This window comes from Pseudomonas sp. DR48, from assembly GCF_019823085.1.
Taxonomy (GTDB): Bacteria; Pseudomonadota; Gammaproteobacteria; order Pseudomonadales; family Pseudomonadaceae; genus Aquipseudomonas.
The window spans coordinates 4,916,607-4,942,447 of the sequence record NZ_CP081946.1 but is presented as its reverse complement, the minus strand read 5'-3'; the positions used below and the strand labels follow the sequence as shown (position 1 = coordinate 4,942,447).

Genomic DNA, 25,841 nt, shown 5'->3' with positions numbered 1-25,841 from the left:
ATGGGGCTCGCGAGGGCATGGACAGGGATACGTCTTGGATACTCATTGGACTCGCAACCTCGGATCAACAAGGTGATACAAGAGATCAACGATCAGGTTGATCGACAGATACGTCGTGGCCAGCACCAGCGTGGCGCCCATCACAGCGGGGAAATCATTCTGGGCAATCGAAAACACTACAAAGCCGCCCAGGCCAGGCCAATCGAAAATGAACTCAACGACTACCGCACCACCGAGCAGGTAACCGAAGGTCAGGCCCACCACTGTCAGGAGCGGAATCATTGTCGCCTTCAGGGCATAGGCGTAATGGATACGCCACTTGGGTACACCGTAAGAAACGGCCGTACGGATGTACTCCTCGGATAACACCTCCACCATCATGTTTCGGGTGATCCGGGTGACAGTGGCCAAGGTCACGATGACCAGGGTGAGCACGGGTAGCGTCAGGTGTTTGATGGCGCTCCACAGTGCTACGAAATTACCGGCCAGCAGAGTGTCGATCAGGTAAAAGCCTGTCACACGCTCAAAAGGGCTATCGAGAAGAATGGAAGCATCGATACGTCCTTGCAGGGGCAGCCAGTTGAGCTTGCCGTAGAACACCAACTGCAAGCCCATGGCCAGGATGAAAACTGGAAACGCCGTCCCGGCGATAGACCCCGCTCGTGCCACGTTGTCGACCACAGAGTTCTGCCGCGCCGCCGAGATGACACCGATCGGCACCCCCAGCACCACTACCCAGAACATCGCCAGGAATGTCAGTTCAAAAGTCGCGCCGACCCGCCTGACCACTTCCTCCACCACCGGTCGCCCGGTGCGCAGACTAGTGCCAAAATCACCTCGGAGAAGATCGCCGATGTAATTGAAGTATTGGATCGGCAGAGGCTTATCCAACCCCAGATTTTCCCGTGCGACGGCAATCTGCTCCACCGTGGGGTGATTCCCCAGCATCATTTCTACCGGGGAACCCGGAAGAGCTCGGCTCAGAACGAAGGTGATGGTCAACACTCCCAAAAGAATGAAGAACATCACTATCAATCGCTGAGCTATATACTTCGCCATTTGGAATACCCCTTGTGGCTAAAAAACTTGACCCTGACTTCTTACGCCCAACATAAAAATCCCAAAAGCGGGTTAACCCTTGAGGGAATAACCAGGCAAATTAACTAACTGCCCGGTTATCGATTTACATGGCAAATCAGGCGTTACAGGTACCACTTCATCAAGGACGACTCAGCATTCAACGATTCAAGTTGTAATAGAGAATCGCCTCATAAGCAGGATTCAGGCTCTTTTCCATACCCTTAATGTCTTTGCGGGAGACGCGTATCTGCTGCACGTCGGCGTACCAGATCGCAGGGGCGTCCTTGGCCAGTAGCTGCTGGGCCTGCACGTACTTTTCAGTGGATTTGGCCCGATCACTGCCTTCTAGCGCCGCCGCCTCTTCGATCAACTGATCAAAGCTTGGGTTGCTGTAGTGAGACAGATTGAATAGCGTGGTTTTCTCTGTATGGAACTCACTGAAAAGCCAATCGCTGGGTGTCGGATACGTCGGCCACCAAGCCATAGATTGCATGTTGGGGGCGGTATCCAGCTTCTTTGCCTTATCCCAGATCACACCCCACTCGCCGGGGAGTAACTCCACCTCAACGCCAACCTGAGACGCCGTCGCCTGGAATAGTTCTGCAGCGTTTGCATAGATGCCACTGATGTACTGCATCGAGACCTTCCAGTCCTGCTTAGGTACACCGGAGGCCTCCAACAATTGCCGGGCTTTATCCAGATCGTAAGAGGCCATAGGCACGCTGGCATGCCCCCAGATACTGGTGGGCAAAGGCCCCTTGGGAACACTGCCGTAGCCATGCAAAATATCTTTGGTGACACTTTCATAGTCCCAGAGGTACTGCAGCGCCTGACGAAATGCCAAGTTGTTCGTAGGGTACTTCTGGGTATTGATCAAAAATTGAAAGTTCTTCCACGAAGGCGCGGTGCTCACCTTGATGGAGGGGTCCTCTCCCAACACCTTGAGCTGATCAAGAGGGATATCCCAGGCGACACCGGCCTCGCCATTTTTAATCATCTGGGTACGGGTGGAGGCTTCGGACACGACCTTCACGATGACCCGATCAAACTGCCCTTCTTTCCAACCTCCCCAGTAGCCATCGAAACGCTCAAGCACCACTTGCTGGCCCGGTTCGACCTGCCCAAGCTTATAGGGACCGGTACCGATGGCGTTGGGAGCCATCATCCAGTCATGCCCTTTCTCCACCGCCGCCGGGGCAATGATGTAAGCGGCATACTGACCTGCCGCGATCAGATTGGCCGGAGTGGGACTCTTAAACTTGAGCACTACCGTATCGTCAGCGAGGGCCTCGACGGTATCCAGACCGTTCCATACAAATGCAGCGCCCTGTTTCAGCTGCTTGACGTAATCAATGGACTTTTTGACGGCTGCGGCATTAAAGGCCGAACCATCATGAAATTTAACGCCGTGCCGCAGCTTGAAGGTCCAGGTCTTGCCGTTGTCGCTGCTTTCCCAGGACGTGGCGAGCCCGGGGGAAAACTCCTCCGCACTGCCTGGCGCGTTATATACAACTAGTGTCTCGTAGATATTGCCAAGTACCCGCACTTCCTCCGAAAAAGCCGAGGCAGGATCCCAATCCTTGAAAGAGGCTCGATCAGCGACAACCAAGGTATTGTTTGCCGCATACACCAAACCACTGGTCAATGGCGCAGTAATGGACAGCGCCATCAACCCCGCCATCAATGTTCTTTTGAATCTCATAGATGTTCCTCTTATTTTTATGGTGGGCGCAGCGGATCACTTGTAGAAGCAGGAACTCATTCAACTGGAATGAATGATGTGATTGGCCGTTAACGAAACTGACTTCTGAGTGGTGTATGGCATTATCGATCTGCCGCACGACCAGCTCAATTTCGCGAGCACGAAGAAAAAAACGCCAGATGACGCCCAGAAGCGTCACCTAGCGTCTATTTTAAAAAAGACTAAAACAGCGGAGGAACCAGGTTGAACTCACCTTCTGATGGATGTACCAGCAGCCGCGCCCTCACCTCGTCGGGAATCTCAGGGGCATCAATCGGAAAACAGCTGCAACTGGTGAGAGCGTTACGCAGGTCGATCGACTCGCCTAGGTACTCAAATACAATATGGGCACCAAAAGGACGGCGGAAATTGTCACCCGAAACGCCGAGTACCAAGCCGTTGAGAAAACGGAAACGACTACGGTAGGAGGGATAAATCGCTGACCAGATATAGCCCCGGGACGAGAGGTACTCGCGCTCTACGATGTAAATCAGATCCGATGAGGCAAAGCAGAACCCACGATATTTATTGATGCCGAAACTCTTCAGCTGGTCATCGCCCAACCTCATCCGCTCGTATGTTTTACTCAGCATCTTTTCGCCGGAGCGGGTCAAGCGGGTAATCGACTTGATCACCTCCCCCGGCGCGGAAGGCGACAACAAATAGACAAAGTAGTAACCCTGGTACTTCGACAACGCCTGCGCGGAGCTCGGGAAAAAGCCGGCTGGTACCGCACTGTCCGGCTCTCGCGTCGTGCGTTGCCTGTTGAGCAGAGCGCGGAAGGATTCATGCTCGGAGAATATTTCCTCCTCATCCACCCCAAAAAAAGTGCAGATCTTGCGCAGGGTAAAGGACGAGGGGGTCGCTTGCGCCCCCAAGTATTTGTTGAACTGCTGGCGGTTGATATCAAGGGAGCGGCACACCTTCGCCACCGACTTATAATATCCGCAGAGAAGGCGCAAGTTTTGACTGAAGTCTTGCATCGACTGGGATGAACTGGAGCTCACCATAAAGAGTATTCCTAACGCCTCAATTAACAACATGCTGAACTAATCGTCGCTTGGGGTCACGGCTTCAAGAGCTCAGTGCAAGACAGTGCCTGAAAGTGGCGCAGAAGCTCGGCATTGCCAACCCCTGATCGACGCGAGCATTGAACCCGACCTTAGCGACTAGGTGAGGAAATATTCAACAAATACACAAGCTTATCCAGCGATTCCTGACGCCTAGGTAGAATTACCATCGGCTGCATATTTGTAATTCGCGCCTATTGCTACCCAAGATGTCACCGCTGTGGTTTTTCGTTAGCACCATCCGTCCGGGCGAGCCCGGGGCTAGCACGTGCGGCCTAGCCCCGAGGCTTTCATGCCACCGAACGGGATCGGGTGGCCGGTGAACTTGATGCCGTTGACCGCGACCATGGCGTGGTCGAGGCGGCAAATCAGGGCGGGGTAGATTAGGTCCCGGCGGTTCATGGACGAGTTCGGCACCCGCCCTGTAACCGGTCGGTGAAACGATGATGCCGCCGGTGCCCATCAGTGGCTCGCCGATAAACGCGGCCACAGTGTCGGGGCGGGCGACATGAGAGCCGGAAATTGAATTTCTGGATGCTGTCAGCGTGTACTTTCATCACGCCACTTCACAGCGCATTTGCACACGCCGCTTCAGGCGAAGTGCAGTCTGTTCCTCACTTCTGGCGTTCGGCTTTTAGCCACTCGCCAGAAGCTGGCGCGCAAACCATTCGCTGGGCCCACACTGTATAGCCGGTAACGGCGCAATCTGTCATGAGTGGTAGCATTCAGCCAAAAGGCGCAACCCTCAACAGCCCACTTTCGCTTGGAACTCTTCAAAATAATGCCGTAACAGTGGCACCTCGCACTAATAGTCAACGTAGGCATGTACGCACCCACCAAATCCCTCCTCTCAATCCAGATAAGTAGCTAGCTATTTGTTGATGAAAGTCTGAAGTATTCATTTGAACTTTCAGATTCTTTCGCCGCTCGGCCTGTGCCTAACATCGGCTCCACAGCGAACCCGCCTGGTATCGCTCAGTGGATCAGATTTACGCAGAGATCCAGACCTGAAGTCCTCTGCCCCGCTGACCATTGATCGCTTGGTGACTTGGCGCCGTTGAAGTGCTTTTGCAGTAGGCCCTGGATTTTTGAGGATCACCGATGAAGCTGGAAATTTTCCGCACGCTGTGGGGTTACACCGCCAGCAAGGCTCAGGCGCTTGAGGAGTTGCTGCAAGCGGGCTTTGATGGCATGGAAGCACGCCTGCCACTGGACGCCCATGAACGGGCTGAGTTTGGCGCCTTTCTCCGGGCCAATCGCCTGGGCTATATCAGCACCGTCTTCACCGCGTACGACGTGCTGCCGGACCAGTCGGCAACGCCCTCCGTGCACCTCAATGACCTGGATCAGAAACTCGCCTGGGCTGGTGAACTCGGCCCGCGTTTCGTCAACGTGCTGGCGGGCAACGACCGCTGGGCCTTGCCACAGCAAGTGGAGTTTTTTGGCCAGGCGCTGGAGCTGGCGCGCAAGCACGGACAGGTCTGCAGTTTCGAAACGCACCGCTCGCGTTCGCTGTTCAATCCTTGGGTGACCCTGGAGTTGATCCGGCAACTGCCCGATCTGTTGTTCACCAGTGACATCAGCCATTGGGTCGTGACTTGCGAGCGCCTGTTGAATGACCCGGCCGATGACCTGAGCGCTTTTGTCGAGCGGGTTCACCATATTCAGGCTCGGGTCGGTTATGACCAGGGGCCGCAAGTGCCGCACCCGGCGGCGCCCGAATACGCAAAAGAACTGGCGTTCCATCAACAGCATTGGGAAAGCATCTGGCGATCACAGCAAGCCCGTGGTTACCAGGTCAGCACCCTGACCCCGGAATTCGGCGCCGACGGCTACCTGCACCATTTGCCCTTCACCAATGTCCCGGTCGCCGACCTGTGGTCGTTGAACGTGTGGATGGGCCAGACCGAGCGCAAACACTTCGAGCGTTTCCACCACTCAAGCCATCCTTAGGGAGTCGATGCCTCATGCCTGACAACAAGAACAACAGCGCCAGCACTGACCCACAAAAAGCCAACTTCAACAGCATCCCGGTGGTCAACATCGCCGGTCTGTTCAGCGTGGAACTTGAACACCGTCTTGCCGTGGCCGAACAATTGGGGCGCGCCGCCAGCGAAGTCGGGTTCCTCTATATCACCGACCACGGCATCGACCCGCAACTGATCGCCAACCTGCGCCAGGCGGCCAAGGACTATTTCGACCAGCCCCTGGACGCCAAGATGCGGCACTACATCGGCACCTCGCAAACCCACAAGGGCTTTGTGCCCGAAGGCGAAGAGGTCTATTCCAAAGGCAAGCCAGACCACAAGGAAGCCTTCGACGTCGGCTTCGAAGTCCCGCCCAATGACCCGCTGGTGCTGGCCAACACTCCGTTGCTGGGGCCCAACGACTGGCCACAGCTGCCAGGTTTCAAGGCGGCGGTGCAGGCCTACTACGAAGCGATCTTTGCCCTGGGCCGACGCTTGTTCAGCGGCTTTGCCCTGACCCTGGGCCTGGAAGAAAACTACTTCGACAGCCTCGTCACCCGACCGCCGTCCAAGCTGCGCCTGATCCACTACCCCTTCGACGGTGCAGCCCATGACGCACCGGGACTTGGCGCCCATACTGATTACGAGTGCTTCACCATTCTCCTGGCCGACAAACCCGGCCTTGAGGTGATGAACAACCTCGGACAATGGATCGATGCACCACCGATTGCCGATGCCTTCGTGGTCAACATCGGCGACATGCTGGAAGTGATGACGGCAGGCGCATTCGTTGCCACCGCGCACCGGGTCCGCAGCGTGAAGGAGGAGCGTTACTCCTTCCCGTTGTTTTATGCCTGCGACTACCACACCCAGATCAAACCACTGCCCGGGTTCGCCCAGGCAGGCAACGACTACGAAGAAATCACGATCGGCGAACACATGTATGGCCAGGCGCTGCAGACCTATCAGTATCTGCGTCGAAGGGTGGCCAATGGGGAAGTTCAACTGCCAGGCAAGGCACGCAAGCCCGCCAGTTTCGGACATTTGAAAAATCAGGCTGAACCGTCCTGATTGAAGTTTTCAGCGACATCCCTTACCTACGCCGGAGTCAGTAAAAAATGAAAAACAACAAAACACTGTTGAGCTTGGCTGTATTGGCAGCCGGAATGCTCGGTGCCTCCGTGAGCATGGCCGCGACAGACTCGTTCAAGGTCGGCATGGAAATCACCTACCCTCCTTTCGAGTCCTATGACAAGGACAAGAACGTCGTGGGTTCGGACCCTGAGTTGGCAACGGCATTGGCCAAGCACATGAACGCCAAGGTGGAGTTCGTCGACACCAAGTTCCCGAGCCTGATCCTGGGCTTGAACTCCGGCAAGTACGACGCGGTCATTTCCGGCATGTACATCACGCCAGAGCGCCAGACTCAGGCTCAGACCATCGCCTATGCCAATACCGGTGCCTCCGTCATGGTGCCCAAGGGCAGCGAGATCAATGCGAAAAAACCTGAAGACCTGTGCGGCTTGAAACTGGGCCTGGAACAGGGCACTACCTGGGTCAAGGAATTCAGGAAGCTGTCCGATGACTACTGCGTGCCGAACAACAAAGGCGCGATCACCGTCAGCGAATACCCTTCGGCGCCTGAAGTGACCCAGGCCCTGTTGTCCAAGAACATTCAGGCCCAGGTTGAAATCGCCGGCGCCGCAAAAATGATCGCGGACAAAACCAACGGGCGCGTGGTGATTACCACCGAGCACCCGATTTATCAGCAAACCCTGGGCATCTTCGTCAAGAAAGGTAACGACGAAACCTTCAAGGCCGTGCAAAAGGCTTTCGAGGAGACCAAAAAGAGCGGTGAATACGCCGCTATTCTTAAAAAATATGGCCTGGAAGAACCGACTGCCAACTAAGAATCTGCCCTTATAGATTGGTCATCTGCCTCCCCGGCACCGGGGCGGCAGATCGAGGTGTCCCATGCAATTCGATTGGTCGTATTTTCTCTCCCTGTTCTCCCTTCCGGACTTCTGGCATGCCTGCATAACAGTCATCCAACTCAGTGCCCTGGCCTGGTTCATCGGCATGCTGCTGGGTTTTGTCCTGGCCACGGCCAAGCTGTCCCATTCGCCGTTGCTGCGCATTCCCGCAGCGGTCTATATCTGGTTCTTTCGCAGCATCCCGTTGCTGGTGCTGGTGGTGTTCGTCTACAACCTGCCGCAATTGTTTCCCGGCAGTGGACCGATTCTGTCCAACCCCTTCTACTCCGGCTTGCTGGCCCTGGTGGTCACCGAAGCGGCGTACATGGCGGAAATCCATCGTGGCGGCCTGATTTCCGTCGCCAAGGGCCAGAAAGAAGCCGGGCGCGCATTGGGCGTCGGCCTGCTCGGCATGCAACGCTTGATCGTGATCCCCCAGGCATTCCGTATTTCGCTGCCCACCTTGATCAATGAATACATCACGGTGGTCAAGCTGACATCGCTGGTCTCGGTCATCTCCCTGACCGAAATCCTCACCGTCGGGCAACGCCTCTATGCCACTAACTTCCTGGTCATGGAAACCCTGGCGGCGGTCGGCGTGTACTACGTGTTGATCGTCACCGTGTTCGGCTTCTTCCTGCAGCGTCTGGAGCGCTACCTGGACCTGAACTTCCGCAAGCCGCACACGCTCGACGCGGCCGCCATCGCCAAGCTCAAGGCCTGTGCCGAAGCATTGCCCGACAACGCGCCCAAAGCCGTCGGCAACAACGCGACGCCCATCCTGCAACTCAAGAACATCCAGAAAAGCTATGGCACGCACAAAGTGCTGCTGGGTATCGACCTGAATGTCCAATATGGCGAAGTGGTCTCGATCATCGGGCCATCCGGCTCTGGCAAAACGTCGCTGATCCGCACGGTCAACGGCCTGGAAAGCATCGATACCGGTGACATTCTGTTGTTCGGCGAAAAATTCATCGAAGCCTCGGACAAACCCAACAGCTCGCGCCTGCGCAAAGGCGTGCGCCACATCGGCATGGTGTTCCAGAACTTCAACCTGTTCCCGCACCGCACCATTCTCGACAACGTCACGCTGGCCCCGCGTTACCACGGTCAGCCGGGCGAGCTGAGTGAACATCGTGCTTATGCGCTACTGGACAAGGTCGGCCTGCTGGCCCATGCCCACAAGTACCCGCACCAGCTCTCCGGCGGACAGCAACAGCGCGTGGCGATCGCTCGGGCCCTGGCCATGGAGCCGCAGATCATGCTGTTCGACGAGCCGACCTCGGCCCTCGACCCGGAACTGGTCAACGACGTGCTCAACGTGATCCGCGACCTGGCCAAAGAAGGCATGACCATGGTCATCGTGACCCACGAAATGGACTTTGCGATGTCGATTTCCGATCGGGTGATTTTCATGGAAAACGGCAATATTCAACTCGATGCCGCACCTGAAACCATTCGCTGCGATGCCGAAGGAGAACGCGTGCGGCGCTTTATGGGCATCGGTGTTCGAGCGCCAAACACGCCGGTCGCAGCGGATCATGCATGATCAGGAAAACTCTTTTTTGAGCTTTGTTCATTCAGGAAAACACGCATGAATCTTGGAATCGCAGGACGCTGGGCGCTGGTGTGCGCGGCCAGCAAAGGTCTGGGTAAAGCTTGCGCAGAGGCACTCGTCCACGAAGGCGTGAACGTGGTGATCACTGCGCGGGGCGAACAGACGCTGAATGAAACAGCCCGCCAGCTCAGAGCGATCAATCCTGAGGTGACGGTCATCGCCGTCGCCGGAGACATTTCGACGCCTGAGGGACGGGCCGCAGCGCTCAACGCCCATGAGCATTTCGATATCTTGATCAACAACGCTGGCGGCCCTCCTCCCGGGGATTTTCGCGAATGGAACCGCGATGCCTGGCTCAAGGCGCTGGATGCCAACATGCTCACGCCCATCGAGTTGATCAAGGCAACGGTGGACGGTATGGCGGCTCGCGGATTTGGCCGAATCATCAACATCACCTCGAGTGCCGTGAAGTCCCCTATCGAAAGCCTGGGCCTGTCCAATGGCGCGCGCAGTGGCCTGACGGGGTTTATCGCGGGGCTGGCCCGACAAGAGAACATTGCCAGTCGCAACGTGACGATCAACAACCTGCAACCGGGCTCCTTCGACACCGATCGACTGCGTGACAACCTGGTCGCCGCGGCCCAGGAGATGGGGCAAGACAGTGAGGCTTTCCTCGACGAATGCCGCAGCGAAATCCCTGCCAAACGCTTCGGCACACCCGAGGAATTCGGCGCGCTGTGCGCCTTCGTTTGCAGCCGTCATGCAAGCTACCTGACCGGGCAGAACTTGCTGATCGATGGTGGGGCCATTCGCTCCAGCCAATAATGGCAGCAGGCGGGGCGGCTTTTCAGCTGCCCTGCCATACTGTTGAGCATGACCCGTGCAACCTTCCGCTTCTACGAGGAGCTCAACGATTTCCTGCCGGCCGAACGGCGGCGGCAGTCATTCACCTGCGAGTGCGCGCAAGGGGCGACGGTCAAACACATGATCGAGGCGCTCGGGATACCGCACACGGAGGTCGAACTGGTATTGCTCAACGGCGAGTCAGTGGGCTTCGAACGGTTGGTCATAGACGGTGACCGGCTGGCGGTGTATCCCAAGTTCGAAGCGCTGGATATCAGTCCGTTGCTAAAGGTTCGCGCGCAACCGCTACGGGTGCTGCGCTTCGTCGCTGACGCGCACCTGGGCGGACTGGCCAGCCTGCTGCGCATGAGCGGCTTCGACACCCTCTACGACAACGCCTTCGAGGATGGCCAGATCGCCGAGATCGCTGCCCGGCAAGGACGCATCGTGCTGACCCGCGACCGCGATCTGCTCAAGCGGCGCATCATCAGCCACGGCTGCTACGTACATGCACTGAAACCATCCCTGCAACTGCGCGAAATCTACGAGCGCCTCGACCTGGCGCGAAGCGCGCGGCCCTTCAGCCTGTGCCTGCATTGCAATCTGCCGCTGCACGAGATCAGCCCGGAACTGGCCCGGGCGCGAGTGCCGCCCCGCGTTGGCGCCCTCTATTCGCACTTCGTGCGCTGCGACGCCTGTCAGCGGATTTATTGGGAGGGCTCGCACTGGCGCGGCATGTGTGCGCTGCTGGCACCGCTACTGGGTCGATAGCCAAACATCGGCCGGCTGCTTCAAGCCACTTTGCGCGTCAACCATGCCCCCCAGAAAAGGCTGCTGAAGAATCGGGTAGCGTCGCCAAATCCGACGTCATGCAACAGCTTTTGAACCGCTGCTTCGGAGTGCGGAGGATCGGCGCCTTGAAGAATTTTCCCAAGCTTGGCTTTCACCTCGTCCGGACTGGCGCCATGCTGCCGCCAACGCTGCCCCCAAGCGGCCAACAGTAACGGCTGACTGGCATAAGCGTACTGATTGCCAGCGACAATCAGCGGCGCATCCGGCCTTAGATGAGCCCGAATGGATCGTAGAATTTGTCGCTTGGCGTCCTCCCCTTCCAGATGATGCAGTACGCCGATCAGGGTGGCTGCATCGTATGATTCGTCTGCTACCAAGTCTTCAACATGACCAAGATGCAGGTCCGTTCTTTCAAGGAAGTTGTTGGCGTCCAGCTGCTGCTTCGCGGCTTCAAGCATCGGCTCGGATGGATCAACGGCGGTGAAGCGCCAACCCGGTTCAAGCCTGGCCATGGCGATAATTTCCTGCGCCGTACCACCAGCGCCCACCACCAGTATGTTTGCCGAGTCTGCAGGGCCAAGGCTTGCCGCCAGCATGCAGGCCGCCAAGTCCTGGCAGGCGTCGTATCCCGCGAGCGCAATACGGCTCTGCCGCCCGTACTCATTGGCGCGGGAGGTATCAAATTTTTCGGCTGCGTTGAGAGAGGATGTTTTCAAGGCGGTTCTCCATGTCCTGAAATCAAGCTACGCCACACGTTGAAATAATAAAAATTCATTAATTTTATGTGCTGCATTCCTGTAAGGAATGTATGGTTGAAACGCTGGGATTCTATCGCTATGAAAATTGATCAATCAGCTCCCAACGGACCTCCCTATGCCAAAGCATCAAACCCGCCCCTCACCCGCTCCGTTACTCAAACAGGGTGAGACCGTTGTCCTGTTCGACGGCGTATGCAAGTTGTGCAATGGCTGGGCAAAGCTCCTTATCCGCCACGACCTCCAGCGACTCGTGCGGCTGGCCTCAGTGCAGTCACCCGAAGGTCAGGCGTTGCTAGCGTGGGCGGATTTACCCCTGGATCAATTCGATACCATGGCGGTGATCCGCGACCGGGATTACTGGACACGTTCCGATGCCTTCTTCGAAGTCGCTGCCCTGCTGCCCGGACGTTGGCGTGCAGTGATGCTTTTGCGCGGCTGCCCGCGCTGGTTACGCGACTGGGCCTACGATCGTATTGCGTTGAATCGGTATTGGCTCTTTGGAAAATACGACACATGCCTTTTACCTAATCCCGACCATGAACAGCGCTTCTTGAAAGCACCCAAATGAGTGCGCTCAAACGGCTCCACTGGATCGCCCGAGGCAGCCTGGTTTTCATGTTTGCCTATCACGGCTTGGTGCCCAAGCTGCTGTGGCTGAGTCAAGGCGAGCGAACCATGATCCAGGCCCACGGCATCACGCAGGTGGAGATGTTTGCCTATGCTGCTGGCGCTGCGGAGATTGGCCTGGCGTTGTGGTTATTACTGGCTCGGCGCAGTGCCTTGCCGTTGATCGTTGCGGCAACGGCGCTGGCCGGCTTGCTGCTGGATGTCGCCATTTTCAATCCAGCGATGCTCAAAGAGGCTTTCAATCCCGTCACCCTGAATGTGGCGGGATTGGCCCTGTGTGCGGTGGCCTGGAACACGAGGCTTGAGCAAAGGTGAACACGGGTGCAGTGGCCCCGCCTGCCCTCCTACACCAATAGTTGAAACAACTGCCCCGGCGTCATTTTCGTCACCATCATCACGATGACAAACATCCCTGCAAATCCGAAAACGCCCATCCACCACCATTTCTTGTACACGGATCGGTAGTCATCATCGAGTGCGTTCCCGGTTTCTACTGCGCTCGAAGCCATCACGCATAACCGCTTCTGAAGCACCAGGACCGGCAGCCAAAGCGAGCCTACGCAAAGGAAGATAATCAACGACGTCAGAATCCACTCCGTGCTCAACGGCAGTCCTGCAACTTTCATCAGCAGGTAACCCGTCACGATCTGGATAAAGCCTGCCGGTGTGGTAATCCAGGTGTCGAACCGAACGACCATCCTTGCCACATGCACAATCACTTGAGGGTTGGCCGTGCGGCTGGCGGCGATCAGGTAAAGGTAAGACCCCATGCCAAATCCGAACAGGAACACAGCGGCGATGATGTGAATGTACTTCAGGCCCAGATAGAGCATGGTCAGCGCTGCTCGTCAGAGAAGTGTACGGACAGGCTCAAATTGTCCGGGTCGTTGATGGCAGCCATGTATTCGTCGACGGTGATTTCGCCCACGCAAGCCCGAGCACCGGACTCGGGCGAATATCCCTGGGCGATTTTCGCGGCCAGGGCAACGGCCGCACAGCTCGGAATTTCCGGGCCTTTATCATTCAACGCCGTGAGCTGTGCCGTCATGGACAGCGGCGTGCCTTCAACACCGAGACCCTGGACGTCGATGTACATCGCGCTTTTGCCGTCGCCAAATCGTTCGAACCACAGTCCCCAGCGATGCAGCCGTGCGGCCCAAGGCGCATGGTCACGAACCAAACCTTTGCGCATTGCCTGGGCAAGGAGGTAATTGGCGACGCCGCCAAGTTTCAGACCCGCACCCGCTTTGAAACTCAGGGTATGGGCGCCGTAGCGGCTGGCGAAGATATCGATGTCCGGCACATCGACATTGGCCAGCATCCGGGTGCCCAAGTGTTGCATCTTGCGAAGCGTGAGGTCCTGCCAGCCCAACACCTCATGCACCTGACCGTGCTTGAGTTGCTTGATCGGTTTGCCCGCGTAGGCAAGAACACCTTCGACGGTAGACAGTCCCGGCATCTTGGCCGAAGAGGAAATGCCATGTTCGATCGAGTCGATGCGTGTAAAGCGATATCGCTGTTGATCAATGATGGCTGCCGATAGCGTCGGCACCGAACTGCAACCACTGAGGATCGCCACGCCCGCCTGTTTTGCTCGAGCATCGAGTACACCGATACCGCTGACGAAGGTTCGGCAGTCAGCCAGGTCGCAGTAGTTCACACCGGCGTCGATGCAGCTCTCGGCGACTGCATAGGATTGCCCTTGAAACGGGCCGCCCGTGTGGATGAGCAGTTGGATATTCATCTTGCTCAGGACGGACTTGAACTCCGTGCCCATGGCATCGCCGCACCAACCTTCGCAGACGATGCCCGATCGGGATTTCAACTCATTGACTGTGCGCTGCAACTTGTGTGGATCGCGGCCCGAGATCACGAGCTCTACGCCTGGCATCGCAATTAAATGCCTGCAAATGATGCTGCCAAAATTTCCGTACCCGCCGATCACCATCACCCTGAGTGCCATTCAACTCTTCCCTAAATGAAACGATCATGCAGCTCGCTCGCCGTGGACCGGGTTGGCGGAGCTTCACTAATTGGATTACGCAGGTGTCGGGGGCCATCGAGTTCATTCAGAGAAACGCTGGCGCCTTTGGAAAGGATCGCGAACGCCGACTGGGAGACGCCCGCCGATTTTGAAAGGGCGATCATACCTGCCAATGACAGCAAGGTATGTAGCCGGGCGAATCTGCAAGTAGCTTCGTGGCTGTGGTGGAAGCGCCGAAGGTGATTCCCAACCATATGCACTATTGCAGTGCAAAATTTTGGCGAAAATCCGTTTCCTCGACTAGGGTATTTACCGAACCCAAACTGCCTGATTCATTGGCGGTCGCCTGATCAAGGAGAGATAGATGACATCCATTCCTCAAGCTGAAAAAACCTATCGCACCTGGTCCAGCCCGATACTCCTTGAGCTCAAGAAGCGAGAGCACCAGCTAGAGCCCGTCGCGCGGCAGGCACTGCAAAATATCCTGATCGAGAGGCGGCTGATAAACACCGCCAATCCTTCTGGCCTGGGCCGGCGCCATACAACCTCCTGACGGCTCTCCACAGCCGGCATCGACCGGCCCTTTTCTGCGGACGGCCTGTTCATCGGATACTTCAGGCGCACCCTTGCGGTAGTGGCCACTAGCCGCTACACGTTAAGGGGAATTCGAAAAGGAGTATGTGAAGATGATTCCAAGATTCGCTGTTGTTCCTGCAATCCCCACGGAAACGGGATCGACGCGCAACGGATCGCGCTTCTACTGCAAAACTGCGTCCGTCGGATTCAACCTTTATGACAATGAAGAAAAGCGGCGACTACCCACTCACTATGCAACCAGGGAAGACGCCGACCGGGAATGCTTGCAGCTCAACAATGAGTGCCTTCAATGCATGCGGGCTGAGAGTTCCGGAGTCAACTTGCCAAAATATCGAACATGACGGGATAAAAAACTTCGCGTTTTGAGGAAGCTGATAAAAGTCCGAAAACCGAGGGAACTGGCACTACGCCACTAATGTCGTAGTGGCAGCACCAGGAGAATCGGATGATCCGCCGTCGACATTTTCAAATCACTTACAGCCTAAAAAAGAGTCGTCATATTTTCGTTCAACCCGACTCACACATGACCGACGCCGACGCATGGTATTACGCCTGCCTGCACTCGGGGATCGGGCTTTCGTATGGAGAAAACCACGATCAGCTAAACGAGGAAGCGCTCCGAGCCCACGCCCAGGCGTCAGGGTTGATGCAAGTCAGTTGGGAGGAGTTGCCATAAAGACAGGCATGGACAACCTACGTGCCGCCGTCCACGCCTTCTATGGCTTTTGAAAAGGCCGTGCCGGCTTGCCGCACCAACTCGCGCCATTCCGCACTGTTGATCAGCCCGGTACGCTCCATCTCGTCAGCGGCCTTGAGCAACTCGTCGTACTGTTCTTCACAATCCATACGAAGTTGCGGCTCGTTCAAGAGTTTGTACCAGGTATCCAGGGCATCTTTTTTCAAATCGTCATTCATCGCCACACTTCCAAGGACAGTCTTCTCTTGGAAAGTGCCAGATCAGTCAGTGTTCCTCGGTTCCGACATACGGCACTGATAAATGAAGTCGCCATTGAGCGATTTCTACAAGCAACTGCGAACCGCCTTGCGCATCGCCTCCGACTTGGCCCACGGCGGTCCCTGGTACAGCGAAATGTGACTGCCGTCCTTGTATTTCACAATGTCCAGAATCTCGTCAGCCGTGATAATGCTCGGCGCTTTGATCCGGTAACCATTGGAAATCGGACTCTGAGTCGTTTTGGAGATTTGCTGCTGCCACAGCGGTAGAACGCAGGCGGCATAGTCCTTGGGTATCTTGTTACTGTATTTGCTGAGGTTAGGCTCGCCTGGCACCAGGGATGCCGGCAACGAACAACCTGCCAGCATCGCCACCGCGATTCCCCCAATCCACATCCGCATGACGCTTCCTTATCCCGAAAAACGGGAAATGTAGCGCGTAGCGGTCCAGACATCCATCGGAATAACGTCAGGAGTTGATGTTGTTCTCACCGGGATCGGGGTATGACCTTTTGTTCAAATACGTCATCCATCGTTCATACGCTTCATGTTGCCATTGAGTGACCCGTTCCCACTCCGGGCCGCTTAATTGATGGGCGGAAATCAGCTTCATCATTTCAGTGGTTGCAGCGTCCAGATCAACAATCAACTCATGCGCATGAAATCTGAAATCGTCGGTATTCGTCATTTGATATGGCCTCACCCTAGCGATAATTCACTCTTTCACTACGACATCACGCAGGTTCGAACCCACGCAACTTCCCGACCAATGGAAGCCCTTCCTTTTCTCGTGGATCGGACGAACACACATTCGCCGCGGCCAAATGGGACTACGCTTTTCTTAGCGGAGTATTGCAGGAGATCATCATGTGGCTTAGCGAAGATGAGAACCAACTTCGGCGTGACCTGCAAGGCGTTGCGTCGGACCTGAGGTGGTCGGCAGTGGAACTCTTGCGCATAGCAGAGCAGCTACGCCTGGCCGGTAATGATGTGGATGCACAGGCAACGCAGAAGCTGTGCGAACTGTTTCAAGGTGATGAAGAACGACTGGCGGGGTATGCCGAAGAAGTCAAGGCAAAGGTGATCAGACGAACGAAAGCTCACTGACGGGAGCGTTGCCATGAACACGCCTCTATTCGTGCTGGTCGTCGTGCTGGCGACGGTGGGTGGTTGCAGCAGTGAGTCACACGTCTATCGTGATCAGCCGCTGGTCGCCAAAGTCGAGTCCGGCATGAGCAAGGATCAGGTCGAGCAGATTGGCGGCCAGCCTTCAGCGATAAGCGAACGCACCGTGGTGCCTGGCACCTGCTTTGACTACAAGCTCAAGCAGGCCGGGCAACAGCAGGCGTACAACATCAGCTTCGATGACCGGGGCAAGGTTGACCACAAAAGCTTCATGACCTGTGCTGAATGGAGCAACGCACAAGAAAGAGCCAGGGAGCCCTCGCACAGTACCGGCGGTGGGGGTTACTGAACAGCTCGCTGCGTTTGCCGATTAACTGGGAACGGGATGGTTACATGTGTTCCGCCATTTATCCGCGAATGTATTGATGGCGGTGCTCTTGAGCTCAGGCGAATCGAGGACAGGCTGACTGTACGCTTCTTCGATCAGCATGGCGCCTAGCTTGTCATGGTCAGGGTTACCCGATTTCACCGCCAGCAGACTTTCCTTGGATTCGCCATTCTGGCGAGACTGCATGATTGAGCCGGCCAATGTACGGAAGACATCGCAAACCTTTTGATTGGTCTGGATCTCACCTTGGGTCTGGGCTTGTGCCAGATTCAGGCTAGCAAAAGAAATAGCCGATATCACGGCGAGAACAGTCGATCGCACCTTAAACATGAATTCGTCCCTGGGTAAAAAGCGCCACCCTATCACCTGAATCGTGGGTTTCAAATCCTCCTCGGACGGGTTTTTCGACAAAAAAATCTCGGTTTACCAGTGATGCTTTTCATTTAAGAAAGTTTTGGGGGTGGGATTGGGATTGGGATTGGGGGCATATCCGTTTCTGCGGTAACGGCGGCTATTGGTTCCGCCCTGACGGCGGGTTACTTGGAAGAGCGCCAAGTAACCAAGCGCTTGCGCCCCTGACGTACGGTGCCTCGCCTAGGCTCGGCATTCCCTCACTCCGGTCCTGCTCCGTGGGCCCGCCGCCATCGGCCATCCATGGCCGGGGGCGGCTAACCCGGCATCCATGCCGGGTTGCCCACTGCGCAGAACCTGCGTTCGGCCTTCCGACGGGGCAGATCAAGATCAAAAGCTGAAGGCGAGCTAACGCTCGACCTGATGAGTGGTGAGGAGCCACAGCGGTGCGCCGGTCCGCTTTATGTAGGAGTGAGCCTGCTCGCGATGCTGTTGCCGTTGATCGTTCCCACGCTCCGCGTGGGAATGCCGCCGGGGACGCTCTGCGTTCCGCTGTCGACACCAGGCTTGAGTCTTGCGCAAGGGTGACGCGGAGCGTCACGGGATGCATTCCCACGCAGAGCGTGGGAACGATCAGGGTCAGGATCACGACGCGCAAGCGTTGAAGAACCAGGTCGGCCCGCAGGCCGCCTCGCTTGGCTTTGGCGGTGCACGCCCCCTCGTGAGGCCGAGCGCAGGTTCTGCGCAGTGGGCACCGCGGCAAGGATGCCGCGGTAGCCGCCCCCGGCCATGGATGGCCGATGGCGGCGGGCCCACGGAGCAGGACCGGAGCGAGGGCATGCCGAGCCTTGGCGAGGCACCGAACGTCAGGGGCAAGAGCGCTTGGTTACTTGGCGCTTCTCCAAGTGACCCGCTGTAAAAGCGGAACCAATAGCCGCCGTTACCGCAAAAACGGATATGCCCCCCAATCCCAACCCCCCAAAACCCTCTTAAATGAACAGCATTACCGCTTTACGGGGGCTTTGAGCGCAGGCTCATTCTGACTTCTGACGTTGAGTCGACCTCGCTCTATAGGCTGGAAGTGCCGCAGCAAACGCCAGTGCTTCTTCCCTGCTGGCAAATGCACCGAGGTGGTCACCTTTGGTGCATACCCGCCAGGGCCCGTTATTTACGCTGAGTACGTCATAACCATTCATGTGCATTTTATTCAGCATCGGAACGCTCATAGTCACCTCCTTTTCGGCAGTGATACGCCGCCATTGACGGGCTTACCTTACACCCGCCCTACGCTCAGGTGCCGACCAGACGTCGCGCCACCGTTTTGTCATTGAGTTGCACTTTTTACCTCCACCAGGGCTCCAACCCTTTGAATACGGGCTCGGGCCTGAATATTGCATTTTTATGTCTTTTTTATGACACGCGGCGGTTTGGTAACAAAATGAAAGTACGCGCAACCGTTATTTGCGAGCAGGACCGGCATGTACTCCTGGTGCGCAAGCCCAGGTCTCGCTGGACGCTGCCCGGCGGAAAAGTCGAGCGCGGCGAAACCATCGCGGACGCGGCCATGCGAGAACTGTACGAAGAAACCGGACTGGGCGTTGACGGTTTGCTGTACCTGATGGAGCTGGAAACGAGCAGCACCCGCCACCACGTCTATGAGGCGTCAGTGCTCAACTCCGACGAGGCCCGGCCACTCAATGAAATTTTCGATTGCATGTGGTATCCGCTGGACGCGGTGCAGAACCTGAACACAAGCGACGCGACGCTGAAAATCATCAAAGCGTTTCAACGTCGCCTGTGAGAATGCGCTGTCGCGTCAGCCTTGATCGCCGCCGCCCACCGGCATGACCATGCCAGTGATGTACGAGGCTTCGTCGCTGGCCAGAAACAGAATAGCGCTGGCCTGCTCATCCAGCGTGCCGTAGCGCTTCATCAAACTGCTGTCGAGCGTCTGGTCGACAATCTGCTGATACCACACCTTTTCCTCGGCGCTTTGTTGCGCGCTGTTGCGCGGAATCACCCGTGGCGGCGCTTCGGTGCCGCCCGGTGCCGTCGCGTTCACCCGCACGCCACGACCGGCGGTTTCGAACGCCAGGCAAGCGGTCAGCGCATTCACCCCGCCCTTCGCCGCGCCGTACGGCACGCGATTGATGCTGCGGGTGGCAATGGACGACACGTTGACGATGGCGCCACTGCCTTGTTCAAGCATGAACGGCAGCGCGGCGTGACAGCACCATAAAGTTGGGAACAGCGAGCGGCGCACTTCAGCTTCAATCTGCGGTGCTTCGTAGTGCTCGAACGGCTTGGCCCAAATCGTCCCGCCGACGTTATTGACCAGCACATCGAGGCGCCCAAAGCGCTCGACGGCAGTGCGCATCACGCGGCTGCATTCCTCGTATTGTTCGAGGTCGGCCGTCAGCGCGAGCACCTGGCTGGTCTGCCCCAGTTGTTGCTGCACCTCGAACACCAGATCCGAGCGGTCCACCAGAATCAACCGCGCACCTTCGGCGGCCATGCGCTCGGCCACGCGCCGACCAATGCCTTGCGCGGCGCCGGTGATCAGCGCGATTTTTTCGTGAAATCTGTTCATGTCTACCTCATGGAAAAACACTGGCTTGGGGGCGGCGCCTGCAGGCATGACTCAAGCCGCGCTGGCGGCGAATTTCTCGTAGTAGAAGTTCGCTGGCGCAACGCCTTGCTCACGAATGAACTGACTGACCGCCTCGACCATCGGCGGCGGACCGCACAGGTAGACGTCGACGTCGCCATCGTTCAAATGCCGTGGCTCGATGTGTTGGGTGACGTACCCCTTGAGCGGATGACGGCTGTCGGGGTTGGCGACGCAGGCACTGAAACTGAAATTCGGGATACGCGCGGCAAAGGCTTCGAGTCGGTCGAGTTCCACCAGGTCGAAATCGTTGGTCACGCCGTAGATCAGATGCAGCGGGTACTCACTGCCCTGCTCGGCGATTTTCTCGAGCATGGCGGTGAACGGAGCCAAACCGGTTCCGCCTGCCAACAGCAACAACGGCCGGCGGATGTCGCGCAGGTAAAAACTGCCCAACGGCCCGGCCAGGCGCATGCTGTCCCCCGCCTTGGCCATGCCGGTGAGGAAGCTGCTCATCAAGCCGCCAGGCACGTTGCGAATCAGGAAACTGACCTCGCCGTCACGCTGCAACGAGCTGAACGAATACGCGCGGGTCTGCTCGCTGCCCGGGATTCCGAGATTGACGTATTGCCCCGGCAGGAATGCCAGTTTGCTCAAGGCCTCGCCCTTGATCGACAGCGCGATGGTGCTGTCCGACAGCTGCCGCACGGCGCTGATGGTCGCGTCGTAACTGGCCTGCTGCGTACGGCACACCTGCGATGACGTCGGCACGCGCACCACGCAATCGCTCTGGGCGCGCATCTGGCAGGTCAAGACAAAACCTTGCTCGGCTTCTTCGGCGCTGAGCGCGTCTTCAATGTATTCCTCACCCAAGTCATAACGGCCGGCCTCGGCGAAGCATTTGCACGTGCCACAGGCGCCGTCGCGGCAGTCCAGCGGAATGTTGATTCCTTGGCGATACGCAGCATCGGCCACGGTTTCGCCAACATTGGCGTCGATGAACCGGGTGACGCCGTCTTCGAAATTGAATGCAATGGAATGAGTCATGACGGTCGCCTCACAGGTGATAGACATCGATAACCTGGCGAACGTAATCGTTCTTCAGGATCACTTTCTTGGCCTTGATCAGCGGGTTTTCACCGCGCACATCGAGGGTGTAGAAACTGCTGCCGAAATAGCTGTCGACGGTCTTGTAGCGAAAACTCAGGGTGTGCCAGTTGAAGCGCACCTTGCACAGTCCGTCGGCCTGTTCGAGCAGCTCGATGTTGCTCAGGTTGTGCGAGGTCCGGGTGTCCGGAATGCTCGCGCTGGAGCGCTCGGTCTTGATGCGGAAGATGCGGTCTTCCAGGCCGGTGCGATTGCCGTACCAGATCAGCGAAATCTCGCGCTGCGGGTCTTCGGTCAACTCGTCGTTGTCGTCCCAGGACGGCATCCAGAACGAGGCATCGGCGGCGTACATTTCCAGCCAGTCGTCCCACTGCTTGTCGTCGAGGTAGCGCGCTTCGCGGTAGAGAAAATCGCGCACGGCGTCATAGGTGATGGTCATTGCACGGCCTCCACTGCGATCAAATCGGACTGTTCAGCAGCCAAGGCCTTGAGCATGGTTTGCTGCCAATACTTGTGTTGCAGCACGAACAGGCCTTCATCTTCGGTGCGCACGCCGCTGAGCAGCGGATGCAAGTCGATCTCTTTGGCCGCCTCATCGGCACCCTCGACCCAGTGTTCGGCGCCACGGGACATGTCGTTCCAAGTGGTGACGCTGCCCTGATAACTGGTCTGGCAGGAGCGAAACTCTTCCAGATCGTCCGGGGTGGCCATGCCGCTGACGTTGAAGAAATCCTCGTACTGACGAATCCGGCTGGAACGTGCGGCGTCGCTTTCGCCTTTGGGGGCGATGCAGTAGATGGTGATTTCGGTGCGGTTGACCGAGATCGGCCGGGCAATGCGGATCTGCGAGCTGAACTGATCCATCAGGTACACGTTGGGGTACAGGCACAGGTTGCGTGAGTTCTCGATCATCCAGTCGGCGCGGGCCTTGCCGAAATCCCGGGCCAGCTCGTCGCGGCGCTCGTACAGAGGACGATCCTCGGGGTTGGACCAGCGGGTCCAGAGCAGCATGTGGCCCTTGTCGAAGGAGTAGAAACCGCCGCCCTGCTTGGCCCAGGTACCGGCGCTCATGGTCGGATTGGCGTCACCGGCCTCGCGCTGTTTGCGTTGGTTCTGGGTGGCGGCGTAGTTCCAGTGCACCGAGCTGACATGATAGCCGTCGGCGCCATTTTCAGCGGTGAGCTTCCAGTTGCCTTCGTAGATGTAGCTGGAAGAACCGCGCAGCACTTCCAGGCCGTCGGTGGACTGGTCGACGATCATGTCGATGATCTTGGCCGACTCGCCCAGGTGTTCAACCAGCGGCACCACGTCGGCCTTGAGGCTGCCGAAAAGGAAGCCGCGATAGGATTCAAAACGCGCGACTTTGGTCAGGTCGTGGGAGCCTTCGCAGTTGAAACTAGCCGGGTAGCCCGCCGCTGCCGGGTCTTTGACCTTGAGCAGCTTGCCGGAGTTGTTGAAGGTCCAGCCGTGGAACGGGCAGGTGTAGGAGCTTTTGTTGCCGGTCTTGTGCCGGCACAGCGTCGCACCGCGATGGCTGCAGGCATTGATGAACGCGTTGAGCACGCCGTCCTTGTTGCGGGCGATGAAGACCGACTGGCGCCCCATGGTCGTGGTGTAGAAATCGTTGATGTTGGGGATCTGGCTCTCGTGCGCCAGGTACAGCCAGTTGCCTTCGAAGATGTGTTCCATCTCCAGATCGAACAAACGCGGGTCAGTGAACATCTCGCGCTTGCAGCGATAGATGCCCTGCTCTTTGTCATCTTCAAGCAGGGAGTGAAGGTATTCGGGTCGCAGGGACATGGCCGCCGCCTCCATTGTTTTTATTCAGGCAGGGCCATGCTAGGACGCGGGGATGTGGCGGACTATCCGCTGGGTGCAGACCTGTATCCGTTTACTGCAATGGGGGGGTTTATGATCGTTCCCATGCTCTGCGTGGGAATGATCAATTTGCCAGATCAGTGCCGGCGCTTGAGGGTGTCGGAGGGCAGTTCGCCGAACTGTTTGCGGTAGCTGTCGGAGAACCGTCCCAAGTGCATGAAGCCGTAATCCATAGCCACTTCCGTGACGTTGCGTACGTTGCAGGTCGGGTCGCTCAGGCACAGGTTGATGCGCTCGAGCTTCTTCTGCCGGATGTAATTTTTCGGTGAGGTTCCAGCATTGCGCTCGAACAATCCGTACAACGAACGCAGGCTCATTTGCGCCTGGCGCGCCAGCTCTTCGCTGTCGATGTCTTGTTTGAGATGGCGTGCGATGTAATCGGCAATCACCTCGAACGTGGCCGACGTCGAGCCAAGGCTGCTGCGCATGACGTTGGTCTTCATCAGGCTCAGCATCTTGCTGACGATGATCTGCGCGTAATACTCCTGCACCCGGGGAATCTGCTCGGTGGCTTCGGCTTCCTGGCAAATCATCGCCAGCAGGCTGACGAACCCTTCCAGCTCATTGAGCTGATAACGGTTCTCCAGAAACCGCACGCCCTGCCCCGGGTAGCGCCAGCGTTGCTCCTCGCACACCGCCTCAAACAGGCGGGTGGGTACTTTGAGGATGAATTTTTCGCAATCGTCGGAGTACGTCAGGTCGACCGGATCGTCGGGATTGATCAGCAGCAACTCACCCGGCGCAAAGTAGTGTTCCTGACCGTGACCGCGCCACAGGCAATTGCCGCGCAGCAACACTTGCAGGTGATAAATGCTCTCGAGCGCGCCCGAGGTCACGCGCACGCTGGCGCCGTAGCTGATGCGGCACAGGTCGAGGCTGGCGAATTTGCGGTGATCCAGGCTGGCCAGTGGCTGACCGACCCTGGGCATCAGGATGCAATGGTTGCCGACATGCTGATTGACGTAACCCGACACCGCGTAAGGGTCGGCGTGGTCGAAAATTCTGCTGCGCTGACTTAACAGTTGCGCGTGCATCATCGGGTTACTCTCGTTGTTGTTATCGATTACGTCGGGCCATTCTAGGTCGCACGTGTCGAACGCAGAAAGCCACGAGATAAACGGTCGTTATCTCGTGGCCCGGTTCGACGGCTCGAAAGGATCAGTCCTCGAGAGCGCGAACCCGTTCCATACGCTGTTGCTCTTGCGGCTGAGCAGTCGATTGCAGCGTGAAATCGAAGTCGATTTCGGCAAACTGGCCGCTGACGCCATGTGCCGCCGCACGTTGCGGATCGTCGCTGAAGGTGATGTGGGCAATCAGCTCGTCGCGGGTGGCATAGGCGAAATCGTCGTGCAGGTACTTATCACCGTCGAGGTTGATCTGGGTGGTCAGGTGACGATGATCCGGGGCGGAGATGAAGAAGTGAATGTGCGCCGGACGCTGGCCATGACGGCCCAGTTGATCGAGCAATTGCTGGGTCGGACCATCCGGCGGGCAGCCATAACCCGACGGCACGATGCTGCGGAAACGATAACGGCCCTCGGCATCGGTAACGATACGGCGACGCAGGTTGAACTCGGACTGGGTGGTGTCGAAGTACGAATACGTTCCGCCCGTGTTGGCGTGCCAGACATCAACCACCGCGCCGGCCAATGGCTCGCCAGCGGTGTTACGCACCTGGCCTTGCATGAACAGGACCACGCCCGGATCGACGCCATCATCGAGACGCGCTTCGCCTTCAGACAGCGGCGCACCCGCCACATACAGTGGGCCTTCGATGGTCCGCGGGGTGCCACCGGCCTTGCCGGCCTGTGCGTCTTCGGCGTCCATCAGCAGGTCCAGGTAATGTTCCAGACCCAGCCCGGCCACCAGCAATCCGGCTTCCTGACGCGCGCCCAGCACGTTGAGGTAATTGACCGCTTTCCAGAATTCTTCCGGGGTCACGGCCAGGTCTTCGATGATGTTCACCGAATCACGCAGGATGCGGTAAATCAGTTCTTTGACCCGTGGGTTACCGGCCTCGTTGAGCAAGCCGCTGGCGTCTTCGAGAAACTTCTGGGCAGTGGCAGTGTGGGAAATCTTCACGTTCATGGGGGATCCTCATCTTGTAATTATTGGCGTAGCAAACCGAGCAGGCTGGGCTCAGCGGTCGTTTTCTCGAATGGAAGAAGGATGCCGGCACATCGCGTCGACCTCGATCGCCATGTACGGGAACAGCGGTAATTGCATCAACAGGTCATGCAGCTCCTGGACACTGTCGACGTCGAACACGCTGTAATTGGCATAGTGCCCGGCGATACGCCACAAGTGACGCCATTTGCCTTGCTCCTGCAGGCGCTGGGCCAGGGCTTTTTCGTCGGACTTCAGCTTGGCCGCCGCTTCCGGATTCATGTCGACCGGCAGATTCACGGTCATTTTGACGTGGAACAACATGATGCTCTCC

The 25,841-nt window shown here is 57.5% G+C and carries 32 protein-coding genes; 13 read left to right on the top strand and 19 right to left on the bottom strand.

Annotated features, from left to right (window positions below; all coding sequences use genetic code 11):
- Window positions 1–42: 42 nt before the first annotated feature.
- The 4 genes from K5K95_RS22500 to K5K95_RS22485 form a co-directional block, all read right to left on the bottom strand.
- Complete coding sequence (locus K5K95_RS22500) at window positions 43–1,059, bottom strand: ABC transporter permease (protein ID WP_024777129.1); 1,017 nt, start codon at window positions 1,057–1,059, stop codon at window positions 43–45.
- 178 nt (window positions 1,060–1,237) lie between these two features.
- A complete protein-coding gene (locus K5K95_RS22495; RefSeq protein ID WP_222586168.1) occupies window positions 1,238–2,782 on the bottom strand; it encodes an ABC transporter substrate-binding protein in 1,545 nt (514 codons plus the stop codon).
- 221 nt (window positions 2,783–3,003) lie between these two features.
- Window positions 3,004–3,864 carry a helix-turn-helix domain-containing protein gene (locus K5K95_RS22490; RefSeq protein WP_261398034.1) on the bottom strand — a complete coding sequence of 287 codons (861 nt, stop codon included), beginning with the start codon at window positions 3,862–3,864 and terminating at the stop codon, window positions 3,004–3,006.
- A gap of 288 nt (window positions 3,865–4,152) precedes the next feature.
- On the bottom strand, window positions 4,153–4,293 hold the full coding sequence (locus K5K95_RS22485; protein WP_222590500.1) for a hypothetical protein: 141 nt from the start codon (window positions 4,291–4,293) through the stop codon (window positions 4,153–4,155).
- A 699-nt stretch (window positions 4,294–4,992) separates the two neighbouring features.
- On the opposite strand from K5K95_RS22485, the gene K5K95_RS22480 reads away from it, so the two are divergent.
- From K5K95_RS22480 to K5K95_RS22455, 6 genes are all read left to right on the top strand, one after another.
- A complete protein-coding gene (locus K5K95_RS22480; protein ID WP_222586167.1) occupies window positions 4,993–5,844 on the top strand; it encodes a sugar phosphate isomerase/epimerase family protein in 852 nt (283 codons plus the stop codon).
- 14 nt (window positions 5,845–5,858) lie between these two features.
- Window positions 5,859–6,929 (top strand): isopenicillin N synthase family dioxygenase, encoded by a 1,071-nt coding sequence (locus K5K95_RS22475; RefSeq protein ID WP_222586166.1) that lies wholly within the window; start codon window positions 5,859–5,861, stop codon window positions 6,927–6,929.
- Between the two features lie 47 nt (window positions 6,930–6,976).
- Window positions 6,977–7,768 carry an ABC transporter substrate-binding protein gene (locus K5K95_RS22470; protein ID WP_222586165.1) on the top strand — a complete coding sequence of 264 codons (792 nt, stop codon included), beginning with the start codon at window positions 6,977–6,979 and terminating at the stop codon, window positions 7,766–7,768.
- Window positions 7,769–7,832: 64 nt separating this feature from the next.
- Window positions 7,833–9,380: an amino acid ABC transporter permease/ATP-binding protein gene (locus tag K5K95_RS22465; protein WP_222586164.1), complete on the top strand. Its 1,548-nt coding sequence runs from the start codon at window positions 7,833–7,835 to the stop codon at window positions 9,378–9,380.
- Window positions 9,381–9,425: 45 nt separating this feature from the next.
- Complete coding sequence (locus K5K95_RS22460; protein ID WP_222586163.1) at window positions 9,426–10,214, top strand: SDR family oxidoreductase; 789 nt, start codon at window positions 9,426–9,428, stop codon at window positions 10,212–10,214.
- Between the two features lie 48 nt (window positions 10,215–10,262).
- Window positions 10,263–11,003, top strand: coding sequence for a Mut7-C ubiquitin/RNAse domain-containing protein (locus K5K95_RS22455; protein WP_222586162.1), 741 nt, complete (start codon window positions 10,263–10,265; stop codon window positions 11,001–11,003).
- A gap of 20 nt (window positions 11,004–11,023) precedes the next feature.
- On the opposite strand, the gene K5K95_RS22450 is transcribed toward K5K95_RS22455, so the two are convergent.
- The gene (locus K5K95_RS22450) at window positions 11,024–11,740 is read right to left on the bottom strand and encodes a class I SAM-dependent methyltransferase (protein WP_222586161.1); all 717 of its coding nucleotides are present in this window, start codon (window positions 11,738–11,740) and stop codon (window positions 11,024–11,026) included.
- A gap of 157 nt (window positions 11,741–11,897) precedes the next feature.
- Between K5K95_RS22450 and K5K95_RS22445 the strand changes: the two genes are divergently transcribed.
- Together K5K95_RS22445 and K5K95_RS22440 are read left to right on the top strand one after the other, a co-directional pair.
- On the top strand, window positions 11,898–12,350 hold the full coding sequence (locus tag K5K95_RS22445; RefSeq protein WP_222586160.1) for a thiol-disulfide oxidoreductase DCC family protein: 453 nt from the start codon (window positions 11,898–11,900) through the stop codon (window positions 12,348–12,350).
- Complete coding sequence (locus K5K95_RS22440) at window positions 12,347–12,724, top strand: DoxX-like family protein (protein WP_222586159.1); 378 nt, start codon at window positions 12,347–12,349, stop codon at window positions 12,722–12,724. Before K5K95_RS22445 ends, K5K95_RS22440 begins: the two co-directional genes overlap by 4 nt.
- A gap of 29 nt (window positions 12,725–12,753) precedes the next feature.
- Here the strand turns inward: K5K95_RS22440 and K5K95_RS22435 are convergent, their stop codons facing one another.
- Together K5K95_RS22435 and K5K95_RS22430 are read right to left on the bottom strand one after the other, a co-directional pair.
- Window positions 12,754–13,242: a DUF2269 family protein gene (locus K5K95_RS22435; RefSeq protein WP_222586158.1), complete on the bottom strand. Its 489-nt coding sequence runs from the start codon at window positions 13,240–13,242 to the stop codon at window positions 12,754–12,756.
- 2 nt (window positions 13,243–13,244) lie between these two features.
- The gene (locus K5K95_RS22430) at window positions 13,245–14,372 is read right to left on the bottom strand and encodes a saccharopine dehydrogenase NADP-binding domain-containing protein (protein ID WP_222586157.1); all 1,128 of its coding nucleotides are present in this window, start codon (window positions 14,370–14,372) and stop codon (window positions 13,245–13,247) included.
- Between the two features lie 385 nt (window positions 14,373–14,757).
- On the opposite strand from K5K95_RS22430, the gene K5K95_RS22425 reads away from it, so the two are divergent.
- Both K5K95_RS22425 and K5K95_RS22420 read left to right on the top strand, forming a co-directional pair.
- Entirely contained in the window at window positions 14,758–14,946 is a 189-nt protein-coding gene (locus K5K95_RS22425; protein WP_222586156.1) for a hypothetical protein, read from the top strand.
- A 489-nt stretch (window positions 14,947–15,435) separates the two neighbouring features.
- Window positions 15,436–15,666 (top strand): DUF6555 family protein, encoded by a 231-nt coding sequence (locus tag K5K95_RS22420; RefSeq protein ID WP_222586155.1) that lies wholly within the window; start codon window positions 15,436–15,438, stop codon window positions 15,664–15,666.
- Between the two features lie 17 nt (window positions 15,667–15,683).
- Here the strand turns inward: K5K95_RS22420 and K5K95_RS22415 are convergent, their stop codons facing one another.
- The 3 genes from K5K95_RS22415 to K5K95_RS22405 all read right to left on the bottom strand — a co-directional run bounded on the left by K5K95_RS22415 (window position 15,684) and on the right by K5K95_RS22405 (window position 16,632).
- Window positions 15,684–15,905, bottom strand: a complete 222-nt coding sequence (locus K5K95_RS22415; protein ID WP_222586154.1) for a hypothetical protein — start codon at window positions 15,903–15,905, stop codon at window positions 15,684–15,686.
- Window positions 15,906–16,010: 105 nt separating this feature from the next.
- Window positions 16,011–16,346, bottom strand: a complete 336-nt coding sequence (locus K5K95_RS22410; RefSeq protein ID WP_222586153.1) for a hypothetical protein — start codon at window positions 16,344–16,346, stop codon at window positions 16,011–16,013.
- A gap of 67 nt (window positions 16,347–16,413) precedes the next feature.
- Window positions 16,414–16,632: a hypothetical protein gene (locus tag K5K95_RS22405; RefSeq protein WP_208667935.1), complete on the bottom strand. Its 219-nt coding sequence runs from the start codon at window positions 16,630–16,632 to the stop codon at window positions 16,414–16,416.
- A 179-nt stretch (window positions 16,633–16,811) separates the two neighbouring features.
- Here K5K95_RS22405 and K5K95_RS22400 point away from each other — a divergent pair, with 179 nt between their 5' ends.
- Both K5K95_RS22400 and osmE read left to right on the top strand, forming a co-directional pair.
- The gene (locus tag K5K95_RS22400) at window positions 16,812–17,051 is read left to right on the top strand and encodes a hypothetical protein (protein WP_208667934.1); all 240 of its coding nucleotides are present in this window, start codon (window positions 16,812–16,814) and stop codon (window positions 17,049–17,051) included.
- A 13-nt stretch (window positions 17,052–17,064) separates the two neighbouring features.
- Complete coding sequence (osmE, locus tag K5K95_RS22395) at window positions 17,065–17,418, top strand: osmotically-inducible lipoprotein OsmE (protein ID WP_222586152.1); 354 nt, start codon at window positions 17,065–17,067, stop codon at window positions 17,416–17,418.
- Window positions 17,419–17,439: 21 nt separating this feature from the next.
- Here osmE and K5K95_RS22390 read toward each other — a convergent pair whose 3' ends face one another.
- Window positions 17,440–17,868 carry a hypothetical protein gene (locus K5K95_RS22390; RefSeq protein ID WP_222586151.1) on the bottom strand — a complete coding sequence of 143 codons (429 nt, stop codon included), beginning with the start codon at window positions 17,866–17,868 and terminating at the stop codon, window positions 17,440–17,442.
- 974 nt (window positions 17,869–18,842) lie between these two features.
- Entirely contained in the window at window positions 18,843–19,034 is a 192-nt protein-coding gene (locus tag K5K95_RS22385; protein WP_222586150.1) for a DUF2188 domain-containing protein, read from the bottom strand.
- A gap of 212 nt (window positions 19,035–19,246) precedes the next feature.
- Here K5K95_RS22385 and K5K95_RS22380 point away from each other — a divergent pair, with 212 nt between their 5' ends.
- Window positions 19,247–19,609 (top strand): NUDIX hydrolase, encoded by a 363-nt coding sequence (locus K5K95_RS22380; RefSeq protein ID WP_222586149.1) that lies wholly within the window; start codon window positions 19,247–19,249, stop codon window positions 19,607–19,609.
- 15 nt (window positions 19,610–19,624) lie between these two features.
- Here K5K95_RS22380 and K5K95_RS22375 read toward each other — a convergent pair whose 3' ends face one another.
- The 7 genes from K5K95_RS22375 to catC form a co-directional block, all read right to left on the bottom strand.
- The gene (locus K5K95_RS22375) at window positions 19,625–20,398 is read right to left on the bottom strand and encodes a 1,6-dihydroxycyclohexa-2,4-diene-1-carboxylate dehydrogenase (RefSeq protein ID WP_222586148.1); all 774 of its coding nucleotides are present in this window, start codon (window positions 20,396–20,398) and stop codon (window positions 19,625–19,627) included.
- A 51-nt stretch (window positions 20,399–20,449) separates the two neighbouring features.
- Window positions 20,450–21,463: a benzoate 1,2-dioxygenase electron transfer component BenC gene (gene benC / locus K5K95_RS22370; RefSeq protein ID WP_208667928.1), complete on the bottom strand. Its 1,014-nt coding sequence runs from the start codon at window positions 21,461–21,463 to the stop codon at window positions 20,450–20,452.
- Window positions 21,464–21,473: 10 nt separating this feature from the next.
- Window positions 21,474–21,962 (bottom strand): benzoate 1,2-dioxygenase small subunit, encoded by a 489-nt coding sequence (gene benB, locus K5K95_RS22365; RefSeq protein ID WP_222586147.1) that lies wholly within the window; start codon window positions 21,960–21,962, stop codon window positions 21,474–21,476.
- On the bottom strand, window positions 21,959–23,323 hold the full coding sequence (gene benA / locus K5K95_RS22360) for a benzoate 1,2-dioxygenase large subunit (protein ID WP_222586146.1): 1,365 nt from the start codon (window positions 23,321–23,323) through the stop codon (window positions 21,959–21,961). The genes benB and benA overlap by 4 nt, the downstream gene beginning before the upstream one ends.
- A 155-nt stretch (window positions 23,324–23,478) precedes the next feature.
- Complete coding sequence (locus K5K95_RS22355) at window positions 23,479–24,438, bottom strand: AraC family transcriptional regulator (protein ID WP_315903112.1); 960 nt, start codon at window positions 24,436–24,438, stop codon at window positions 23,479–23,481.
- Between the two features lie 121 nt (window positions 24,439–24,559).
- Window positions 24,560–25,489, bottom strand: coding sequence for a catechol 1,2-dioxygenase (gene catA / locus K5K95_RS22350; protein ID WP_222586145.1), 930 nt, complete (start codon window positions 25,487–25,489; stop codon window positions 24,560–24,562).
- 51 nt (window positions 25,490–25,540) lie between these two features.
- Window positions 25,541–25,831, bottom strand: coding sequence for a muconolactone Delta-isomerase (gene catC / locus K5K95_RS22345; RefSeq protein ID WP_222586144.1), 291 nt, complete (start codon window positions 25,829–25,831; stop codon window positions 25,541–25,543).
- Window positions 25,832–25,841: the final 10 nt, after the last annotated feature.

Bases quoted from the DNA above. Each gene is read 5' to 3' on its own strand.
- K5K95_RS22355 (WP_315903112.1), bottom strand. From the start codon at position 24,438: ATGATGCACGCGCAACTGTTAAGTCAGCGCAGCAGAATTTTCGACCAC.
- benC (WP_208667928.1), bottom strand. From the start codon at position 21,463: ATGACTCATTCCATTGCATTCAATTTCGAAGACGGCGTCACCCGGTTC.
- benB (WP_222586147.1), bottom strand. From the start codon at position 21,962: ATGACCATCACCTATGACGCCGTGCGCGATTTTCTCTACCGCGAAGCG.
- K5K95_RS22415 (WP_222586154.1), bottom strand. From the start codon at position 15,905: ATGAATGACGATTTGAAAAAAGATGCCCTGGATACCTGGTACAAACTC.
- K5K95_RS22430 (WP_222586157.1), bottom strand. From the start codon at position 14,372: ATGGCACTCAGGGTGATGGTGATCGGCGGGTACGGAAATTTTGGCAGC.
- osmE (WP_222586152.1), top strand. From the start codon at position 17,065: ATGAACACGCCTCTATTCGTGCTGGTCGTCGTGCTGGCGACGGTGGGT.
- K5K95_RS22435 (WP_222586158.1), bottom strand. From the start codon at position 13,242: ATGCTCTATCTGGGCCTGAAGTACATTCACATCATCGCCGCTGTGTTC.
- K5K95_RS22440 (WP_222586159.1), top strand. From the start codon at position 12,347: ATGAGTGCGCTCAAACGGCTCCACTGGATCGCCCGAGGCAGCCTGGTT.
- K5K95_RS22400 (WP_208667934.1), top strand. From the start codon at position 16,812: ATGTGGCTTAGCGAAGATGAGAACCAACTTCGGCGTGACCTGCAAGGC.
- K5K95_RS22445 (WP_222586160.1), top strand. From the start codon at position 11,898: ATGCCAAAGCATCAAACCCGCCCCTCACCCGCTCCGTTACTCAAACAG.
- K5K95_RS22380 (WP_222586149.1), top strand. From the start codon at position 19,247: ATGAAAGTACGCGCAACCGTTATTTGCGAGCAGGACCGGCATGTACTC.
- K5K95_RS22385 (WP_222586150.1), bottom strand. From the start codon at position 19,034: ATGAGCGTTCCGATGCTGAATAAAATGCACATGAATGGTTATGACGTA.
- K5K95_RS22500 (WP_024777129.1), bottom strand. From the start codon at position 1,059: ATGGCGAAGTATATAGCTCAGCGATTGATAGTGATGTTCTTCATTCTT.
- K5K95_RS22470 (WP_222586165.1), top strand. From the start codon at position 6,977: ATGAAAAACAACAAAACACTGTTGAGCTTGGCTGTATTGGCAGCCGGA.
- K5K95_RS22405 (WP_208667935.1), bottom strand. From the start codon at position 16,632: ATGACGAATACCGACGATTTCAGATTTCATGCGCATGAGTTGATTGTT.
- catC (WP_222586144.1), bottom strand. From the start codon at position 25,831: ATGTTGTTCCACGTCAAAATGACCGTGAATCTGCCGGTCGACATGAAT.
- K5K95_RS22475 (WP_222586166.1), top strand. From the start codon at position 5,859: ATGCCTGACAACAAGAACAACAGCGCCAGCACTGACCCACAAAAAGCC.
- K5K95_RS22480 (WP_222586167.1), top strand. From the start codon at position 4,993: ATGAAGCTGGAAATTTTCCGCACGCTGTGGGGTTACACCGCCAGCAAG.
- catA (WP_222586145.1), bottom strand. From the start codon at position 25,489: ATGAACGTGAAGATTTCCCACACTGCCACTGCCCAGAAGTTTCTCGAA.
- K5K95_RS22460 (WP_222586163.1), top strand. From the start codon at position 9,426: ATGAATCTTGGAATCGCAGGACGCTGGGCGCTGGTGTGCGCGGCCAGC.
- K5K95_RS22465 (WP_222586164.1), top strand. From the start codon at position 7,833: ATGCAATTCGATTGGTCGTATTTTCTCTCCCTGTTCTCCCTTCCGGAC.
- K5K95_RS22485 (WP_222590500.1), bottom strand. From the start codon at position 4,293: ATGAACCGCCGGGACCTAATCTACCCCGCCCTGATTTGCCGCCTCGAC.
- K5K95_RS22410 (WP_222586153.1), bottom strand. From the start codon at position 16,346: ATGCGGATGTGGATTGGGGGAATCGCGGTGGCGATGCTGGCAGGTTGT.
- K5K95_RS22455 (WP_222586162.1), top strand. From the start codon at position 10,263: ATGACCCGTGCAACCTTCCGCTTCTACGAGGAGCTCAACGATTTCCTG.
- K5K95_RS22375 (WP_222586148.1), bottom strand. From the start codon at position 20,398: ATGAACAGATTTCACGAAAAAATCGCGCTGATCACCGGCGCCGCGCAA.
- benA (WP_222586146.1), bottom strand. From the start codon at position 23,323: ATGTCCCTGCGACCCGAATACCTTCACTCCCTGCTTGAAGATGACAAA.
- K5K95_RS22490 (WP_261398034.1), bottom strand. From the start codon at position 3,864: ATGTTGTTAATTGAGGCGTTAGGAATACTCTTTATGGTGAGCTCCAGT.
- K5K95_RS22425 (WP_222586156.1), top strand. From the start codon at position 14,758: ATGACATCCATTCCTCAAGCTGAAAAAACCTATCGCACCTGGTCCAGC.
- K5K95_RS22495 (WP_222586168.1), bottom strand. From the start codon at position 2,782: ATGAGATTCAAAAGAACATTGATGGCGGGGTTGATGGCGCTGTCCATT.
- K5K95_RS22420 (WP_222586155.1), top strand. From the start codon at position 15,436: ATGATCCGCCGTCGACATTTTCAAATCACTTACAGCCTAAAAAAGAGT.